The 17315-nt window shown below is 67.3% G+C and carries 15 protein-coding genes and 1 pseudogene; 9 read left to right on the forward strand and 7 right to left on the reverse strand.

All coding sequences use genetic code 11. The features are described from left to right. Positions 1-140 precede the first annotated feature (140 nt). Positions 141-1787, reverse strand: a pseudogene (locus AC5P8Z_RS10275) (ABC1 kinase family protein); the annotation flags it as partial. A 206-nt stretch (positions 1788-1993) separates the two neighbouring features. Between AC5P8Z_RS10275 and AC5P8Z_RS10280 the strand changes: the two are divergent. Continuing rightward, positions 1994-2920, forward strand: coding sequence for a DUF808 domain-containing protein (locus AC5P8Z_RS10280; RefSeq protein ID WP_286070213.1), 927 nt, complete (start codon positions 1994-1996; stop codon positions 2918-2920). A 95-nt stretch (positions 2921-3015) separates the two neighbouring features. Here AC5P8Z_RS10280 and AC5P8Z_RS10285 read toward each other — a convergent pair whose 3' ends face one another. Then, positions 3016-4554, reverse strand: a complete 1539-nt coding sequence (locus AC5P8Z_RS10285; protein ID WP_106551353.1) for a GGDEF domain-containing protein — start codon at positions 4552-4554, stop codon at positions 3016-3018. Between the two features lie 107 nt (positions 4555-4661). On the opposite strand from AC5P8Z_RS10285, the gene AC5P8Z_RS10290 reads away from it, so the two are divergent. The 3 genes from AC5P8Z_RS10290 to AC5P8Z_RS10300 all read left to right on the forward strand — a co-directional run bounded on the left by AC5P8Z_RS10290 (position 4662) and on the right by AC5P8Z_RS10300 (position 6590). Continuing rightward, positions 4662-5297 carry a Rossmann-fold NAD(P)-binding domain-containing protein gene (locus tag AC5P8Z_RS10290; protein ID WP_495228992.1) on the forward strand — a complete coding sequence of 212 codons (636 nt, stop codon included), beginning with the start codon at positions 4662-4664 and terminating at the stop codon, positions 5295-5297. Then, positions 5297-6004, forward strand: a complete 708-nt coding sequence (locus tag AC5P8Z_RS10295) for a helix-turn-helix transcriptional regulator (protein WP_495228993.1) — start codon at positions 5297-5299, stop codon at positions 6002-6004. Before AC5P8Z_RS10290 ends, AC5P8Z_RS10295 begins: the two co-directional genes overlap by 1 nt. A 199-nt stretch (positions 6005-6203) precedes the next feature. Next, positions 6204-6590 (forward strand): VOC family protein, encoded by a 387-nt coding sequence (locus AC5P8Z_RS10300; RefSeq protein ID WP_495228994.1) that lies wholly within the window; start codon positions 6204-6206, stop codon positions 6588-6590. Between the two features lie 120 nt (positions 6591-6710). Here AC5P8Z_RS10300 and AC5P8Z_RS10305 read toward each other — a convergent pair whose 3' ends face one another. From AC5P8Z_RS10305 to pdhA, 4 genes are read right to left on the reverse strand one after another with little or no spacing between them, the layout of a single operon-like run. Then, the gene (locus tag AC5P8Z_RS10305) at positions 6711-8102 is read right to left on the reverse strand and encodes a dihydrolipoamide acetyltransferase family protein (protein WP_286070209.1); all 1392 of its coding nucleotides are present in this window, start codon (positions 8100-8102) and stop codon (positions 6711-6713) included. Further along, positions 8099-8452, reverse strand: a complete 354-nt coding sequence (locus AC5P8Z_RS10310) for an SH3 domain-containing protein (protein WP_005411349.1) — start codon at positions 8450-8452, stop codon at positions 8099-8101. Before AC5P8Z_RS10310 ends, AC5P8Z_RS10305 begins: the two co-directional genes overlap by 4 nt. 1 nt (position 8453) lies before the next feature. Further along, positions 8454-9521 carry an alpha-ketoacid dehydrogenase subunit beta gene (locus AC5P8Z_RS10315; protein WP_019338598.1) on the reverse strand — a complete coding sequence of 356 codons (1068 nt, stop codon included), beginning with the start codon at positions 9519-9521 and terminating at the stop codon, positions 8454-8456. After that, entirely contained in the window at positions 9514-10596 is a 1083-nt protein-coding gene (pdhA, locus tag AC5P8Z_RS10320; protein ID WP_049428059.1) for a pyruvate dehydrogenase (acetyl-transferring) E1 component subunit alpha, read from the reverse strand. Before pdhA ends, AC5P8Z_RS10315 begins: the two co-directional genes overlap by 8 nt. A 335-nt stretch (positions 10597-10931) precedes the next feature. Between pdhA and AC5P8Z_RS10325 the strand changes: the two genes are divergently transcribed. The 4 genes from AC5P8Z_RS10325 (at position 10932) to AC5P8Z_RS10340 (ending at position 15427) form a co-directional block, all read left to right on the forward strand. Next, complete coding sequence (locus AC5P8Z_RS10325; RefSeq protein ID WP_286070207.1) at positions 10932-11807, forward strand: tryptophan 2,3-dioxygenase; 876 nt, start codon at positions 10932-10934, stop codon at positions 11805-11807. Between the two features lie 181 nt (positions 11808-11988). After that, positions 11989-13488: a peptide MFS transporter gene (locus AC5P8Z_RS10330; RefSeq protein WP_495228995.1), complete on the forward strand. Its 1500-nt coding sequence runs from the start codon at positions 11989-11991 to the stop codon at positions 13486-13488. Positions 13489-13507: 19 nt separating this feature from the next. Then, a complete protein-coding gene (locus AC5P8Z_RS10335; RefSeq protein WP_286070205.1) occupies positions 13508-14107 on the forward strand; it encodes a thioredoxin family protein in 600 nt (199 codons plus the stop codon). 180 nt (positions 14108-14287) lie between these two features. Next, entirely contained in the window at positions 14288-15427 is a 1140-nt protein-coding gene (locus tag AC5P8Z_RS10340) for a hypothetical protein (protein WP_295567301.1), read from the forward strand. A gap of 121 nt (positions 15428-15548) precedes the next feature. Here AC5P8Z_RS10340 and AC5P8Z_RS10345 read toward each other — a convergent pair whose 3' ends face one another. Next, on the reverse strand, positions 15549-16043 hold the full coding sequence (locus AC5P8Z_RS10345) for a MarR family winged helix-turn-helix transcriptional regulator (RefSeq protein ID WP_010482680.1): 495 nt from the start codon (positions 16041-16043) through the stop codon (positions 15549-15551). Between the two features lie 129 nt (positions 16044-16172). Here AC5P8Z_RS10345 and hppD point away from each other — a divergent pair, with 129 nt between their 5' ends. Next, entirely contained in the window at positions 16173-17285 is a 1113-nt protein-coding gene (hppD, locus tag AC5P8Z_RS10350) for a 4-hydroxyphenylpyruvate dioxygenase (protein WP_495228996.1), read from the forward strand. Positions 17286-17315: the final 30 nt, after the last annotated feature.

Below are 17315 nucleotides of genomic sequence, written 5' to 3' on the forward strand. Positions count from 1 at the left end.
CGATAGTGCATGCACGAACCTGACTGAAATGTTTGTTGAAATGACGCGCGCGGGATCGTGCTCAGAAGGTAAAACGAGCGTGAAAGCCTGCGTTGGATTGCATTAAAAACCGCATGAATGCGGGATTTTTCGATGGTGCGCTAGCGATGTCCGCGTTCTTCGCGTGCCCGCGCGCGACGGTCGAACAGCAGTGCACTGGTCACGATGCCGAGGCCGAGCACCACGCCGATGAACAACAGAATCAGCGCAATCAGCGGGTAGCCGAACAGATGCCAGCCGGTGTCGATCTTCATCATCATTGCGGCGGCCATGATCAATGCCGCGCTGATGATGCCGGCCGCGACGCGGTTGGCGATCTTCTGCAGGTTCTCCATAAGCCGCGATTCCTCCAGCCCGGTCACCTTCATCTGCAGGCGGTTCTCGGCCAGCAACGCCATGATGTCCGACAGCTTGCGCGGCCCATCGCGCAACAGCTGCTGCAGCTCCATCGCCTCGCTGGCGATGTTGGCCGCAGACAGTGACTTCTTCAGGCGGGCGCGCATCACGTGCTGCAGCTGGCGCTCGACGATGCGGCGGGTATCCAGCTCGGGTGCCAGCAAGCGGCATACGGTCTCCAGGTTGAGCAGTGCCTTGCCCAGCAGGCTCAGTTCCGGCGGCGTGCGCAGCCCGCAGGCGGTGGCGATGCGCACCATGTCCAGCACGACGCGGCCTTCGGAGAACGTGCCGCTGGCGGCGTAACGCGCGATCAACTGGCCGGTCTCGCGCAGGTAACGTTCCTCGTCGAACGCCTCCAGCCGCGTGCTGATGCTGATCAGGTCGTCGGCCACTTCCTCGCCACGGCCATCGACGGCGGCGAACAGGATCTTCAACAGGCGCTCGCGCAGGCGCGGCGGCATGTGCGCGACCATGCCCAGGTCGAAGATCGCCAGACGGCCATCGGGCATCACCCGCAGGTTGCCCGGATGGGGGTCGGCATGGATCTCGCCATGCACGAAGATCTGGTCCAGGTAGCCGCGGATCAGCGCGGCCGCCAGTGGATCCATCGATTGCTCGGTGCGGCGCACATCGGGAATCGCATCCACGCGCACGCCGGTGGCCAGTTCCATGGTCAGCACGCGCTGGCTGCTGTAATCCCACAGCGGCTGCGGAATCCACAGGCGGCGGAACGGCTTGAGGTGGCGGCCGAAGCGGGCCAGGTTCTCGGCCTCGGCGTGGTAGTCCAGCTCCTGCATCAGGGTCTTGGCGAACTCGTTGAGCCAGTCGCGCAGGCGCACGCGGCGGCCGACCTGGGTCAGGTGGTCGGCGGCCAGCGCGAAGCTGCGCAACGCCTCCAGGTCCGAGCGCAGCTGCGCAGCCACTTCAGGCTTCTGCACCTTCACCGCCACCTGGCGGCCATCGTGCAGCACCGCGCGATGCACCTGCGCGATCGAGGCGCAGCCCAGGGGTTCAGGGTCGAACGAGGCAAACAGCTTGTTCACCGGTGCGCCCAGCTCCTGCTCGACGATCGCGTGGATGCGTTCAACCGGGATCTCGGCCACTTTCTCCTGCATGCGTTCCAGTGCGGTGGCGAACTCCACCGGCACCATGTCCGGGCGCGTGGACAGCATCTGGCCCAGCTTGACGAAGGTGGGCCCCAGCGCTTCCAGGTCGCTGACGAACTGCTCCGGGTTGCCGTCTGCGGGAACGTCGGCCGGATTGCCCGCGGCATCCAGGTTCATGCCCGAGAACACGCCTGAATGGCGATAGCGCATCAGCAGGCGCAGGATCTGGCTGCGCCGGTTCATGCCTTTGACCAGCGGAGGATTGCCATTGGCGGTGGACGGGTTGCTCAAGCGGAACTCCCATGCGGCAAAGACGGTCGTGCCGGCCGTTGGCCGGCAGTGTCCGGATTCCGCAGTGTCGCCGGGGGGCGGTAGGCACGCAGTGAATCCACCCGCTTCCGCAGGTACCCCGGTATCGGTCAGAATCCGCCCATTCCCTCTTTGGATGTGCCATGGCCGGTGCCAGCCTGTTCGCCCTGCTCGACGATATCGCCTCCCTGCTCGACGATGTCTCGGTCCTGACCAAGGTCGCGGCGAAGAAGACCGCTGGTGTACTCGGCGACGATCTGGCGCTGAACGCGCAGCAGGTCACCGGGGTCAACGCCAACCGCGAACTGCCGGTGGTGTGGGCGGTGGCCAAGGGCTCGCTGGTCAACAAGGTGATCCTGGTGCCGGCGGCACTGGCGATCAGCGCGCTGGAGGCCTGGTTGCACAGCCGCGGCTGGAACGTGCCGCTGATCGTGCCGCTGATGATGATCGGCGGTGCCTTCCTGTGCTTCGAGGGTGTGGAGAAGCTGGCGCACCGCTACCTGCATTCCTCCGACGACGATGCCGAGCGCCAGGCCGAGCGTCGCAAGGCGCTGGCCGATGCGCAGGTGGACATGGTCGCGTGGGAGAAGGACAAGGTGAAGGGCGCGATCCGCACCGACTTCATCCTCTCGGCCGAGATCATCGTGCTGACCCTGGGCGTGGTCGCCACCGCACCGTTCACCAACCAGCTGATCACCCTGGCCGTGGTTGCGCTGGCGATGACGGTGTTCGTCTACGGGCTGGTCGCGGGCATCGTGAAGCTTGATGACGTGGGCCTGTACCTCTCGCGCAAGGGCGGGGCTGTGGCGGCCTTTGGTCGCGGCCTGGTGGCCTCGGCGCCGTGGCTGATGAAGTTCCTGTCGGTGGCCGGCACCATCGCCATGTTCCTGGTGGGCGGCGGCATCCTGGTGCACAACGTGCCGGCGCTGCACCATGCGGTGCAGGCATTGGGCGGCGAAGGGCAGTGGGGCTGGCTGATCAGTGCTGCGGCCAACATGGTGGTCGGCATCATCGTCGGCGCCATCGTGCTGGCGGCGGTGACCGGGTTCCAGACGCTGCGCGGGAAGTAATCTGTAGAACCGAGCCCACGCTCGGCTGTTCTACGGCGCTGGACCCCGCCGCCCGAGCATGGGCTCGGGCGCTACAGCGTCCGCATGCTGGATCATCACCCCGCCTGTACCCGGTTCTTGCCTTGCCGCTTGGCGGCATACAGCGCGTCATCGGCGCGGCGCAACAGGGTCTCGGTATCGTCGCCGGGCTGCCATTGCGCCAGCCCGGCGCTGAAATGCACCGGCACGCGCTGGTCCTGCACGGTCAGCACGCGATGTGCCAGCGAACGCTGCAGGCGCTGCACGGTGGCCATGCTGTCGGCGCCCTGGGTTTCCGGCAGTACCAGTACGAACTCATCGCCGCCCAGCCGCGCGATGCCGTCGGTGGCGCGCAGCAGCAGCTTGCACACGGACACCAGGTGCTGCAGCAGCGCATCGCCACCCGCGTGCCCGTGCGCGTCGTTGGTCTGGTGGAAATCATCCAGGTCGATCACCGCCACGCCCAGTGGTGAGTTGTTGCGCGCGGCGCGCGCCAGCTCGCGCTGCAGCAGTTCGTCCAGGCCGCGACGGTTCAGCGCCTGGGTCAGCGGATCAATGCGTGCCAGGTCTCCGGCGGCACGCAGCTCCTGCTCAAGCTCGGCGATGCGTTGCTCTGCACGTTCCACTTCCTGCCGCGCATTGGCCAGGTGATCGCGCGCCTGTGCGGCCTGCTGCTGCACCTTGCCGGTGTCGCGCATCACGTCCTGCAGCAGCTGGTTGAGGTCGGCGATGCTGCGCGCCTCGCGCAGCTGCAGCGCGTAACTGCCGATGCGATCGTGGTACTCACCGGTGCTGGTGGCCATGCCATCCATGCGCTCGATGAACTCGCCCATCAACCCGCGCATCGCGGCCTTCGAATCGTCGATGCCCTGGCGCAGCAGGCCCTGCTTGTAGATCACTTCGCGCAACTCGGCGCGGGTGCGTTCGACCGCTTCGGCTTCCAGCGGACCATCCAGCAGCTGACGCACCGCGGCGATCTGGCCCTGCAGCCAGCTGCGGTCGTCCAGCAGCTCGCTCACGTTCTCCAGCAACAGCGCGAACAGCTCCAGCAGCAGCGCCTGCTGCTCCTGCCAGCTTTCGGCGCGCACGCCAACCTGGTGGCCGAGCTCGCGCACGCCCTGTTCGATGGGTTCCAGTGCCGTGCCCGGCTGCCACTGGCGCAGGCGCGTGGCCAGCGCCTGCGCCTGCTCGCGCAGGTCCGGGTCGTGCTGCAGCAGGGCCACCACCGCGCCGCCCAGCAGCAGCCGCAGCTGCTCGGACAGGCGCAGGCTTTCCGGCTGCCCGTCCGGCGAATGCTGCTCGATGGTGCGGATGTACTTGTCGATCAGCTGCCGCATCGCGCGGCCGTAACGTGGCCAATCGGCGCTGGCCTGCGCCGACTGCAGGCGGTCGCCCATGTCGCCCAGCTCGCCGGGCAGGGTGGCCATGCCGTTGGCGAACGCCGCCAGCAGCGGTTCCGGCGCGTCGGCACCGGCGAACAGCTGCTGCAGGGCCACGCCACCGCCGCCCTGCAGCACCACGCGGTCACCCAGTCCATCGTCCACCACCGCGCGCACGCGTGCCGGCGGCCCAAGGGCGGTACCGGGGGCAGGGCGGTGGTCGGGCTGGTCCGTCATGGAGCGAATCCTGGGGGGCTGGCAGGGACTGGTTCCAGCATATCGGCGCGGCCGCCGACGGCTTGAACGGCTAGGATGGGCGACAGGATGCCGCAGTGGAGGTGGTGATGCGCGTGATGTTGCTGGGGGCGACCGGCCTGGTCGGCGGGCTGACCCTTCCCAGGCTGCTGGACGACCCGCGCTGCAGCGCCGTGGTGGCGCCCACCCGCCGCCCGTTGGGCGTAACCCACGGGAAGCTGGAGAACCCGGTGCTGGCCTTCGACGCGTTGCCCACCTCGCCCGAATGGGCGCGCGTAGACGCGGTCATCTGCGCGCTGGGCAGCACCATTGCCCAGGCCGGCAGCCGCGAGGCCTTCCATCGCATCGACCACGACTATCCGCTGGCGTTCGCACGGCTCGCACAGGCACAGGGGGCCAGTACCTATGTGCTGAATTCCGCGGCCGGCGCCAACCCGCAGTCGTCGATCTTCTACAGCCGGGTGAAGGGCGAGCTGGAGCGTGACCTGCGCGCGCTGGGCTTCAACTCGTTGACCCTGGTCCGCCCAGGGCTGATCGGTGGCGAGCGCAACGAGGTGCGTCGCGGCGAGCGTTTCGCACTGACGGTACTCGGCGCGTTGGGGCCGGTCCTGCCGCGGGCGTGGCGGATCAATCCGGCCACTGAAATCTCCAAAGTACTGGCCGAGGCCGCGCTGGCCCCGCAACCGGGCGAGCACGTGGTGGCGTCGCGCGCGCTGGTCGGTTGATGTCGCGAGCGCTGCGCCTGACCCAGTTGCTGCAGCTGCTGCGCCGTCATCGACGTCCGGTGGCCGGGCAGGCGCTGGCCGACGCGCTGGGCATCAGCCTGCGCACGCTGTACCGCGATATCGAGACCCTGCGCGAGCAGGGCGCTGACCTGCGTGGCGAGGCCGGCGTCGGCTACCTGCTGGCGCCGAGCGATACCTTGCCTCCCATGACCCTGCCACCGGCCGAGATCGATGCGCTGGTGCTGGGCCTGCGCTGGGTCGCCGCCCGCACCGAACCGGCGCTGGCCGAGGCCGCACGCGACGCCCTGGCGCGTATCGCGCATGTGTTGCCTGCAGCACGGCGCGAAGCGCTGCGTGACAGCGGCCTGCGCGTGGGTCCCTCGCGTGCGGCAGCCAAGGTGCCGGCTGCGCGTCTGCAGGCCGTGCGTGAAGCTGTGGGTTCGCAGCAGCGCTTGAAGTTCGCTTACGAGGACGCGCACGGCCAGCGCAGCGAGCGCATCGTCTGGCCGTTCGCGCTGGGTTACTTCGATGAAGTACCGATGCTGGCGACATGGTGCGAAAGTCGCGGGGACTTCCGGCATTTCAGGCTGGACCGCATCCGCCAGGTGCGCGTGCTGGAGGATCGCTATCGGGTGCCACGCGCCACCCTGCTGCGACGCTGGCAGAAAGCGCAGGGCATCGCACCGGACTGGCTGGATCGCTCATGACCACAGCAACAGCGGGACGCGTGGAGCGGGGGGAAATAGAGTCGACTGTCAGTCGACTATCGCGCGCAGCGCGCGGTTTTATGCAGGCTGAAGGAAAGGCAGTCGACTAACAGTCGACTCTACCGACAGTCGACTCTACTGACAGAATCTGTCAGCAGGCCCGTACCACCATGAACGCTCCCACCAACGGAGCTTCCCCATGTTCAAGCCCAGCACCCTGCTGCAGTACGTGCGCGACGTCGCCGCCAGCGCCACCTTCTACAGCGCCATCCTCGGCCAACCGCCGGTCGAACAGTCGCCCGGGTTTGCGCTGTTCCTGCTCGGCGATGGCGCCGCACTGGGCCTGTGGCAGCGCGACGACGTGCAACCGCCGGTGTCCGCGCAGGCCGGCGCCGCGGAACTGGCGATGGTGGTCGCCAACCCCGACGTTGTGCAGCAGACGCACGATGCGTGGCGCGCGCTCGGTGTGCAGATCCTGCAGGCACCGGTGACGCTGGAATTCGGTCACACCTTCGTCGGAGCGGATCCTGACGGGCACCGCCTGCGTGTCTACAGCCGCGCCGAGGGTATGGTCGCTCGCGATTGATCGCGGGCATTTTGTGGATCCACGCCATGCGTGGATGCGGGCACAAGAAAACGCCGGGCAGTGCCCGGCGTTTCTCCAATTCATGTGCCAGCCAAGGTTGGCACCCACCGATCAGCTGGATCAGCTGGCCAGCGCCAGGTCGTCCATCATCGCGCGCAGGAAGCGGGCGGCTTCACCACCCGTAGCCGCGCGGTGGTCGAAGGTGACCGACAGCGGGATTACCTTGTGCGCTTCCACGCCGCCCATCACCGGGGTCATCTGGTGGCGGGCACGGCCGGCACCGACGATGGCCACGCACGGCGGTACCACGACCGGGGTCGCGTAGCGGCCGGCGAACATGCCGAAGTTGGACAGCGAGATGGTGTAGCCGCTCAGTTCCGAGGCGGCGATCGAACGCGATTCCACCTGCTCGCGCAGGCGATTGACGCCTTCGCGGATGCCGCGTGCATCGAGCATGTCGGCATTGCGCAGGGCCGGCACGAACAGGCCGTCGTCGGTGTCCACGGCGATGCCGATGTCCACCTGGGCGTGCAGGGTGCGGGTCAGCGCTTCACCGTCGAACCAGGCGTTCATGGCCGGCACCTTCTGTGCGGCAACGACGATGGCGCGAACCAGGCGGGCGGTGACGTCGTTGCCCGGCAGCCAGGCGTGGATGTCGGCGTCGTCGTTCAGCGTGGTCGGCACGACCTTGCTGTGCGCGTCGGCCATGACGCGCGCCATGTTGCGGCGCACGCCCTTCAGCGGTTCCGGCTGACCCTTGGCGACCACGCCCGGCGGCTGGGTGCGCATCGGCTTGCCAGCGGCAGACAGCGGGGTGCGCGCTTCGCTCTGCACCGGGGCAGACACCTGCGCCGGGGCTGGCGCGGCATAGGCGGCAGCAGCGACCGGTGCCGGAGCAGCGCCGAGCTTGGCACTGCCGTTGGCGGCGGCCTGCTTGACGTCGGCCATGGTCACGGCGCCATCGGTGCCGGTGGCCGGCACGCGGCTCAGGTCCACGCCCAGCTTGCGGGCCATCGCACGCACGGCCGGCACGGCCTTGACGCCACCGACGGCCAGCGCCTGCTCGGCGTGCACGGCATTGGAGCTCTGCATCGCGCCGACCACGGTACCCGCGTCATCGCGCTCGGCTGCGGCGGGCTTGGCTTCTTCCGCAGCGACCGGCGCAGCCGGCAGCGGCGGCGGGGTCGGTGCGGCAGCCGGCGCCGCCGGTGCGGCGTGACCATGGCTGTGGCCGGTGTCCTGGCCATCGGCACGCTGCGGCAGGTTCGGGTCCAGTTCGAAGCTGGCCAGCACCGAGCCGGTCGGGATGATGTCGCCGGCGCCGCCGGACAGCTTCAGCACCTTGCCGGAGAACGGCGAGGGCACTTCCACCACGGCCTTGGCGGTCTCCATCGAGACCAGCGGCTCGTCCAGCTTGATCACATCGCCTTCCTTGACGAACCACTCGACGATGGTCGCGTCCGGCAGGCCTTCGCCCAGGTCGGGCAGGTTGAAGTTCTTGGTCTGGCTCATTTGCAGTTCTCTTCCAGCAGTTCCAGTTCGCGGGCCGGCAGCCAGCCCGTCGCGCCATTGGCGCGCTCGGACCACCACCACCCACCGTGTTCGTGATGAAGCTTCACCATCTCGCCACTTTCCACATCCAGCTCGCGGGCATCGTAGTCGCACAGGGCTTCGGCGCGACCCTCGTCCAGCAGCTGCAACCAAGCGATGGGCGCCCATCCAGCGCGCCCATCGTTGGTGCGTACCCAGGCAAACGCCGGCCATTCCTCGTCACGGACACCTACTTCGACGATCTGGCCGGTGTGGAACCGGAGCGGGTTGGGATACTGGCTGCGGTAAGCCCCCAGAAGGCGGGCCCGCATGTCAGCCGGCCGCCACCGCGCGCTTGGCCGCCGCCACGATCCGCTCAACGCTCGGCAGGTACTTCATTTCCAGGCGGAACAGCGGAATGTGGGTGTCGTAGCCAGTGACGCGCTCGACCGGCGCCAGCAGGTCATAGATCGATTCCTCGGCCAGGCGCGCGGCGATCTCGGCGCCGAAGCCCGCGGTCTTCGGCGCCTCCTGCACGATCACGCAGCGGCCGGTCTTGGCCACCGATTCGGCGATGGTGGCGAAGTCCAGCGGACGCAGCGTGGCCACGTCAATGACTTCGGCACTGATGCCTTCGCCGGCCAGCTTGTCGGCCGCTTCCAGCGCTTCCTTCACCTGTGCGCCCCAGGTCACCAGGGTCACGTCGGTGCCGTCGCGCAGCACGAAGCAGACGTCCAGCGGCAAGGCTTCGCCGTCGTTGACGACCACTTCCTTGTACTGGCGGTAGATGCGCTTGGGCTCCATGTAGATCACCGGATCCGGCTCGCGGATCGCGGCCAGCAGCAGGCCGTAGGCACGCTGCGGCGACGACGGCAGCACCACGCGCAGGCCCGGCACGTTGGTGAAGATCGCCTCGTTGGCTTCGCTGTGGTGTTCCGGCGCGCGGATGCCACCGCCCCACGGCACGCGCAGCACCATCGGGCAGTGCAGGCGGCCACGCGTGCGGTAACGCAGGCGTGCGGCGTGGCAGACGATATGGTCGACCATCGGGTACATGAAGCCGTCGAACTGGGCTTCGGCCACCGGCTTCATGCCCTGCGCGGCCAGGCCAATGGTCAGGCCGGCGATGGTGGTTTCATCCAGCGGGGTGTCGAGGATGCGTTCGGAGCCAAAGCGCTGCTGCAGGCCGGCGGTGGCGCGGAACACGCCACCGTTGACGCCCACGTCCTCGCCCAGCACCAGCACCGACGGGTCGTGCTCCAGCTCCCAGGCCAGCGCCTGGGTGATGGCTTCGATGAGGGTGATCGGCGTGGTGGTCATGCTCTCTTCTCCGCGCGCGACAGCAGCGCTGTCGGCGGCGTTGGTGTGCGCGCCGGGCGCGCCGTTCTTGATCTCATCCATGGCGCTTCTCCAGGGCGATCGCCTGGGCGCGCTGGGCCAGCAGGTCCGGCGGCGGATCGGCATACAGGAAGTCGAACATCGCCTCGACCGGCTGCACCGGCGTGTTGAGGTACAGGTTCACTTCTTCGTCCACGCGCGTGCCGCACTCGGCGATCCAGGCGGTTTCTTCTTCTTCGCTCCACACGCCGGCGGCGGTCAGGTACTTGCGCAGGCGCAGCATCGGCTCGCGCTGCCAGGCATCCTTCACTTCGGCGTCGTCGCGGTAGCGGCGCGCGTCATCGGCGGTGGTGTGGTCGGACAGGCGGTAGGTCATCAGTTCCAGCACGGTGCCACCGTCGCCGGCCAGCGCACGTTCGCGCGCCTGCTCCATCGCCGCCAGCACCGCGATCAGGTCGTTGCCGTCCACCTGCAGACAGTGCAGGCCGCCGGCCAGGCCCTTCTGCGCCAGCGTCTCGGCGCCGGTCTGGGCCGAACGCGGGACCGAGATGGCCCAGCCGTTGTTGACGATGCACAGGATCAGCGGGAGCTTGTAGGCGCCGGCCGAGTTCAGTGCTGCGTAGAAGTCGGTCTTGGAGCTGCCGCCGTCGCCGCACACGGCCACGGCGATCTGCGGTTCCTTGTTGAGCTTGAACTTCAGCGCGGCACCTGCGGCATGCAGGCACTGGGTGGAGATCGGCACGCAGAACGGGAAGTCCTTGGCCGCGTTGCCGCCGTAGTCGTTGCCGCGCTCGTCGCCGCCCCAGTACATCAGCACGTCGTGCGGACGCACGCCACGCATGAACATCGCGCCATACTCGCGGTACGACGGGGCGAACACGTCGTCCTTCTGCATTGCGGCACCGATGCCCACGTGCGCGGCTTCATGGCCCAGGCAGGCGGCATAGGTGCCGAGCTTGCCGGTGCGCTGCAGCGCGATGGATTTGCTGTCGAACGTGCGTACGTACAGCATCTGCTTGAACAGCGGTACCAGGACCTTGGGGTCGCGCAGCGACGCGGGCAGGTCATCGCGGACGAGCTTGCCGTCCGCGTCCAGGTACTGCAGGTATTCGATCTTGAATTCAGCGGCAACCGTCATTGCGTACTGCACCTTCGACAGAGAAGTTACAAATGATATGAATCGCCATGTTAAGGAACGCGTACGGAATAGCCTTCCTGCGCCGCAACACGGCGATTCCCCGTTTTACCCCTGCCGGCGGGTGGGGGGCCAATAACAACAACGTATTCAGTCGTTGCTGCAAAGCATCAGAATACGCCTCTGGCTGACCGCCAGTACAACGGCATGGGCGGTTCCACGCGCAGGCACGGCATCGGCCGATGCTCCACGGCCAACCGGACGCCCCGGTATGAACGTGGCGGCTGCCAGCATGGCGGCAACGCGCTACCCTTGCCGCCCCCGATCTGGCCGCACCCATGTCCGTCGACAACAACCAACGCGATCTCGAAGCCGGCATCCACACCGACCTGCAGGGGCGCCTGACCTACGGCGGCTACCTGCGGCTGGACCAGCTGCTCAGCGCGCAGCAGCCGCTGTCCAACCCGCCGCACCACGACGAGATGCTCTTCATCATCCAGCACCAGACCTCGGAGCTGTGGCTGAAGCTGCTGGGCCACGAACTGCGGGCCGCGATCGGTTTCCTGCAGCGCGATGAAGTCTGGCAGTGCCGCAAGGTGCTGGCGCGCAGCAAGCAGGTGCTGCGCCAGCTGACCGAGCAGTGGTCGGTGCTGGAAACGCTGACCCCGTCCGAGTACATGGGCTTCCGCGACGTGCTGGGTCCTTCGTCGGGCTTCCAGTCGCTGCAGTACCGCTACATCGAGTTCCTGCTGGGCAACAAGAACGCGCAGATGCTGCAGGTGTTCGAGCACGACGCGGTGGGCCAGGCGCAGCTGCGCACCGTGCTGGAAGCGCCCAGCCTGTACGAGGAATTCCTGAAGTACCTGGCCCGCTTCGGCCACGCCGTACCGGCCGTGTATGAAAACCACGACTGGACCCAGCCGCATGTAGCCGACGACGCACTGCAGCCGGTCTTCGAGCGCATCTACCAGGACACCGACCGCTACTGGCGCGAGTACGCGCTGTGCGAGGACCTGGTGGACCTGGAGACCGCCTTCCAGCTCTGGCGCTTCCGCCACATGCGCACGGTGATGCGGGTGATCGGCTTCAAACGCGGCACCGGCGGCTCGTCCGGGGTCGGCTTCCTGGCCAAGGCGCTGGAACTGACCTTCTTCCCCGAGCTGTTCCAGGTGCGCACCAGCCTGCAGGCCGGACCCCCGCCAGCACAGGGCTGATCCGTATTCAGCTTGGATCCCGACCCTTGGCTGGATCGTTTCAGATGCAAGTTCAGCGAGCAGGCCGGCACCTGCCTCAAACGGCGTGTATTTGACGTGAACGCCAGAAGTCGGTGATCCTCGCGCGTTGCTCCAACTGCACAGCGGACGTGCTCGTCATCCACCGAACCAGGAAACCCGCATGAGCGTAAACGCCACTGCGAACACCCCAGAGCCGGCCCTGCCGGACTTCAAGACCACGCTGGGCCATCCGCGCCCGCTGTGGATGCTGTTCATGACCGAGTTCTGGGAACGCTTTGCGTTCTATGGCATCCGCTGGGCCTTGGTGCTGTACATCGTCGCCCAGTTCTACAACGGCAACGCCGCCGGTGAAGGCGATGCCAGCCGCATCTACGGTGCCTACTTGGCGCTGGTGTACGCCGCGGCGATCTTCGGTGGCTACGTGGCCGACCGGGTGCTGGGCTACCAGCGTTCGATCCTGACCGGCGCGGTCATCATGGCGGCCGGCCTGTTCATGATCTCGCTGCCGCAGGAGCACATCTTCAAGCTCGGCCTGGCCACGATCATCGTCGGCAACGGCATGTTCAAGCCGAACATCTCGACCATGGTCGGCAAGCTGTACGGCCTGAAGGACGAGCGCCGCGATTCGGGCTTCACCATCTTCTACATGGGCATCAACATCGGCGCGATGATCGCCCCGGTGCTGACCGAGTACCTGGCCCGCAAGGTCTTCGGTACCTCGGAAATGCCGTCGTACAAGGTCGTGTTCATCGCCTCGGGCGTGGGCATGCTGATCTCGCTGGTGTGGTTCTACATCGGCCGTGCCGGCCTGAAGGGCATCGGCGCACCGCCGGCCGGCGCTGAAGGTTTCGGCCGCATCATCATGGTGCTGATCGGTGCCGTGGTCGCCATTCCGATCGCCTACTTCCTGCTGGCCACCGGTGCTACCGCGCTGGCCTGGATCCTGGGTGCGATGTTCACCGCGCTGGCCGTGGTGCTGCTGGTGGAGGGCATCCGCGAGGGCAAGGTGCAGCGCGACCGCGTGATCGCCATGCTGATCATCTTCGCCTTCAACGTGATGTTCTGGATGTTCTTCGAACAGGCCGGCAGCTCGTTCACCTTCCTGGCCGAGAACATCGTCAACCGCCAGTTCGGTGACTGGACCTTCCCTACCGCGTGGTTCCAGTCGGTCAACTCGGTGGCGATCATCACCCTGGCGCCGATCATCGCCTGGATCTGGGTGGCCATGGGCCGTGCCAATCCATCCATCCCGCGCAAGTTCGGCCTGGGCCTGCTGTTCAATGGCGCCGCCTTCGCGCTGCTGATGTTCGCCCTGTCGCAGATGGTGGTGGACGGCAAGATCCCGTTCTGGACCCTGTTCATGGTCTACGTCATCCAGTCGATCGGTGAGCTGTGCCTGTCGCCGATCGGCCTGTCGATGGTGACCAAGCTGGCCCCGGTGCGCCTGGTCGGCTTCGGCATGGGCGGCTGGTTCCTGTCCACCGGCATCGGCAACAACCTGTCGGGCATCTTCGCCGGCGTGGTCAGTGGTGAAGGCGGCATGACGGTCGAGTCGGCCCTGAAGGGGTATACCTTCGGGTTCTGGGCCCTGATCGGCTCCGGCGTGGTGCTGTTCCTGATCGCCCCGCTGATCAACAAGCTGATGCACGGCGTCAAGTAACGATGAGAGGGTAGAAGGCATGCGCATGAAGCTCGGTGGAGCAGTGGTGGTGGTCTGTGCGGCGCTGATCGGCGCCTGTTCCCAACCGCAACCGCCTGCCGCCGCCGAGCCCACGCAGCCCCTGGATACCCGACCCACCGAGCCACCGGTCGCTGACCCCAGCGAGCCGGTGGCCTCGGGCAACACGCCGGTGGCGGCGGATATCGCCGCCATCGCCGGGCTCGGCGCGCAGTTCGACCCGGCCCGCGACCCCGCCGATGATCTGGCCACCGCCAAGGTGGAAGCCCAGCGCGGCAGGAAGCGCATCCTGCTGGAGGTCGGCAACGCCGCCTGCGACCGCTGCCATGCGCTGGATGAGATTGTGGAAGGCAACGGCGACCTGCGCCGCTTCCGCGATGCCCACTTTGTGTGGGTGAAGGTCAACGCCAGCGACGAGCAGCCCAACACGGCCTTCTTCGCCCAGTTCCCCGAGATGGAGCGCGACTATCCGCGCCTGCTGGTGCTCGATGCCGATGGAAGCCTGCTGGTGTCGCAGGCCACCGGTGAGCTGCGCCGGGGCGAGGCGTTCCAGCCTGCGCGGGTGAGCGCCTTCCTGAAGCAATGGGCACCTGACCGGTAGTGCCGGCCGATGGCCGGCAGGGTGGGTCGGGACTGATGCCGGGTCGCATCCACGCATGGCGTGGCTCTACTGTGGGTGCGGTCACATTCCCGGAAGCGGCATCTCAATTTCGCTACGCGCTCGCCGCTACCGGCAAGGACCTCAGTCGACATCCCGTCGATGCACCCTACCGGAACGCCCATGCACAGCGACCACGCCGAACGATTGCCCGAACCCGCCAGCGACCTGGCCGAGGGCGGAGCAGGCGAGGGCGTGACCCTGCCGCCGCAGGAAGCGCTGCTGGATGACGCCGGCACCGGCGAGGACGCTGTTGAACTGGCACCGCCCCGCCACCGCCTGCCGCAGATCGCGTTGCCCGACAACGTGGTGCTGAAGGGCGCGGTACAGAAGCTGGTCGAGCAGAAGTCCCGGCTCGACGCATTGGCCGCCGACGGCCAGCTGGCCGGGCTGTTGCCGCCGGAATGGCAGGGCCACGGCGTGCGTGCAATCGAGCTGTCCACCTTCATCCAGGGGGTGCTGCCGTTCCTGCAGCCGGGCGAGCGTGGTGAGACCGCTCCCGCGCGCCTGCCGGTGCGCCATGTGCTGGGCGACGACAGCCGTTGGGGCCTGGACGATGTGTCCGAACCGAAATCGCTGGCCTGGTACCTGGCCAGTGACGAACGCGCCACCGCTGGCAGCAAGGACGTGGCGGAAGCCTACCTGGTGGGCGCGCTTGGCCTGGCCTGGATGCAGGAAGGGCGCAGCCGCCCCGGCTTCCTGCGCGCGATGGGCCAGGACAGCCTGGCGGCGCGGGTGACCATGCTGGGCTATCCGCCGGCCAACGAACTGGCGCTGTACAGCGTTACCGCACATGGCCAGCAACAGATCTGGTGCGTGCATGGCCGCCGCCGCATGCGCCCGCTGGTGGCGCCCTGGCTGAGCGTGCCGCTGCTGACCGCCTACGGCGTGCCGGCACCGGTGGCGTGGCCGTCCAGCTTCCCCCCGGTGGACGCCGTGGCCGAACTGCTGGCCACCGCACGCCTGGGGCGCGCGCTGCCCGAAGTGGATCTGGCCAAGGCGGTGGCAAAGATTGCCGAGGATGCCGCGTCGCAGGCGTGGCAACCGGTCAGCCTGCTGCAGCTCAACACCTGGTCGCCGCGCTGGCACTTCTTCCTGGGCACCTTCGTCGGCCTGCCGTCGCTGTTGCTGGTGGCTGCGGCGCTGGCGTTGCCGGGGGCGGTCGAAGCGGCCACGGTTGCCGCCTCGCTCGGCTTCGCCGGTGGCGCCATCGCGGCGCTGGCCGTGCCGTGGATCCACGCGCGCCGCAAGCATCTGAGCTGACCCCGCGCACCCCGGGGTCGGATCCCTTTCCGCAGGAAAGGGCTCTGACCCCACCGAAGCCACACCGGCGCGTCGCCATCCACGCATGGCGTGGATCTACCAATCGCCGCGCTCGGCGTGGTTACACCCCTTCGCCCATCCGTTCCAGGCCATCGCCGGCCAGGCGCAGGATCAGCTTTTCCAGCAGCTGCTCCTCCTCCTCGCTCAGCACCGACATCAGCTTGCGGGTGATCTCGATCACCATCGGGGCGATGGTCTCGTACACCTCGAAGCCAGCCGCCGACAGCGCCAGCACCGAGCGGCGGCGGTCGTCGCCGTGGGTCTCGCGCTTGATGAAGCCGCGTTCCAGCAGGCGGGCCACGGCGCGGCTTACCGCCACCTTGTCCATCGCCGTGCGGTCGGAGACCTCGCTGGCCGACGAACCCGGATACAGCGCCAGGATGGTGATGACCCGCCATTCGGGAATCGCCAGACCGTAACGATCGCCGTATAGCTTGGCGATGTTGCCGCTGACCCGGTTGGACAGCACGCTCAGCCGGTAGGGCAGGAACTGTTCCAGGTCGAGCAGGACGTGCGAGGCACGCAGGCGGGTCGAGGCGGGATCGGCGGGGCTCATGTTGCGGTGCACCTTGCTGGTGGTTTCAAGTGTAACTATAAGGGGTGGGTCCAGACCCTGCATTCTCGCCGGGTCCCAACCTGCCCGCACCTGGTTTGTACCGATGCGGTACCGATTCGGAGCCACGCCATGAATACCGCAGTCCCGACCGCCTCGCACCCCAACCCCGGCATGCAGGTCACCACCTTCGAGAACCCGATGGGCATCGACGGCTTCGAGTTCGTCGAATTCGCCGCCCCGGCCGGTCGTGGCCGGGAGCTGCACGCGTACTTCCGGAAGATGGGCTTCAGCGCGGTGCTCAAGCACAAGCAGCGTCCGATTACCGTCTATCGCCAGGGCGGCGTCAACTTCCTGGTCAATGAAGACCCGGATTCCTTCGCCGCCGACTTCGCCGAGAAGCACGGTCCGTGCGCCTGCGGCTTCGCCATCCGCTTCAAGAAGCCGGGCCAGGAGGTCTATCAGACCGCGCTGGGCAACGGCGCCGAAGCCATCGCCTTCAAGCCGGACAGCAAAGCGGTCAGCGCGCCGGTCATCAAGGGCATCGGCGACTGCATGCTGTACCTGGTCGACCGCTATGGCAGCGCTGGCAGCATCTACGACGGCGACTACGAGCCGATCGCCGGTGCCGACCTGCACCCGGTGGGCTTCGGCCTGACCTTCATCGACCATCTGACCCACAACCTGTACTTCGGCAACATGCAGCAGTGGTCGGACTACTACGAGCGCCTGTTCAACTTCCGCGAGATCCGCTACTTCGACATCAAGGGCCTCAAGACCGGCCTGGTGTCCAAGGCGATGACCGCGCCGGACGGCATCGTGCGCATTCCGCTGAACGAATCGTCCGACCCGAAGAGCCAGATCAACGAGTACCTGGACGCGTACAAGGGCGAGGGCATCCAGCACATCGCCTGCTTCACCGACAACATCTACGAGACCGTTGAAGCCATGCGCGCGCAGGGCGTGGATTTCCTCGACACGCCGGAGACCTACTTCGACGTGATCGACCAGCGCGTGCCGAACCACGGTGAAGACGTGCCGCGCCTGGCGAAGAACAAGATCCTCATCGATGCCGATCCGGAAACCCACCAGCGCAAGCTGCTGCAGATCTTCACCCAGAACTGCATCGGCCCGATCTTCTTCGAGATCATCCAGCGCAAGGGCAACGAGGGCTTCGGCGAAGGCAACTTCACCGCGCTGTTCGAGAGCATCGAGCGCGACCAGATCCGCCGCGGCGTGCTGTAAGGTCATCAGCAGCGCCGGGCCAGTCCCGGC

Source organism: Stenotrophomonas sp. YJH_SMC_17, assembly GCF_059371655.1.

Coding starts and splice junctions, on each gene's coding strand:
- AC5P8Z_RS10280 (WP_286070213.1), top strand. CDS start 1,994: ATGGCCGGTGCCAGCCTGTTCGCCCTGCTCGACGATATCGCCTCCCTG.
- AC5P8Z_RS10285 (WP_106551353.1), bottom strand. CDS start 4,554: ATGACGGACCAGCCCGACCACCGCCCTGCCCCCGGTACCGCCCTTGGG.
- AC5P8Z_RS10290 (WP_495228992.1), top strand. CDS start 4,662: ATGCGCGTGATGTTGCTGGGGGCGACCGGCCTGGTCGGCGGGCTGACC.
- AC5P8Z_RS10295 (WP_495228993.1), top strand. CDS start 5,297: ATGTCGCGAGCGCTGCGCCTGACCCAGTTGCTGCAGCTGCTGCGCCGT.
- AC5P8Z_RS10300 (WP_495228994.1), top strand. CDS start 6,204: ATGTTCAAGCCCAGCACCCTGCTGCAGTACGTGCGCGACGTCGCCGCC.
- AC5P8Z_RS10305 (WP_286070209.1), bottom strand. CDS start 8,102: ATGAGCCAGACCAAGAACTTCAACCTGCCCGACCTGGGCGAAGGCCTG.
- AC5P8Z_RS10310 (WP_005411349.1), bottom strand. CDS start 8,452: ATGCGGGCCCGCCTTCTGGGGGCTTACCGCAGCCAGTATCCCAACCCG.
- AC5P8Z_RS10315 (WP_019338598.1), bottom strand. CDS start 9,521: ATGGATGAGATCAAGAACGGCGCGCCCGGCGCGCACACCAACGCCGCC.
- pdhA (WP_049428059.1), bottom strand. CDS start 10,596: ATGACGGTTGCCGCTGAATTCAAGATCGAATACCTGCAGTACCTGGAC.
- AC5P8Z_RS10325 (WP_286070207.1), top strand. CDS start 10,932: ATGTCCGTCGACAACAACCAACGCGATCTCGAAGCCGGCATCCACACC.
- AC5P8Z_RS10330 (WP_495228995.1), top strand. CDS start 11,989: ATGAGCGTAAACGCCACTGCGAACACCCCAGAGCCGGCCCTGCCGGAC.
- AC5P8Z_RS10335 (WP_286070205.1), top strand. CDS start 13,508: ATGCGCATGAAGCTCGGTGGAGCAGTGGTGGTGGTCTGTGCGGCGCTG.
- AC5P8Z_RS10340 (WP_295567301.1), top strand. CDS start 14,288: ATGCACAGCGACCACGCCGAACGATTGCCCGAACCCGCCAGCGACCTG.
- AC5P8Z_RS10345 (WP_010482680.1), bottom strand. CDS start 16,043: ATGAGCCCCGCCGATCCCGCCTCGACCCGCCTGCGTGCCTCGCACGTC.
- hppD (WP_495228996.1), top strand. CDS start 16,173: ATGAATACCGCAGTCCCGACCGCCTCGCACCCCAACCCCGGCATGCAG.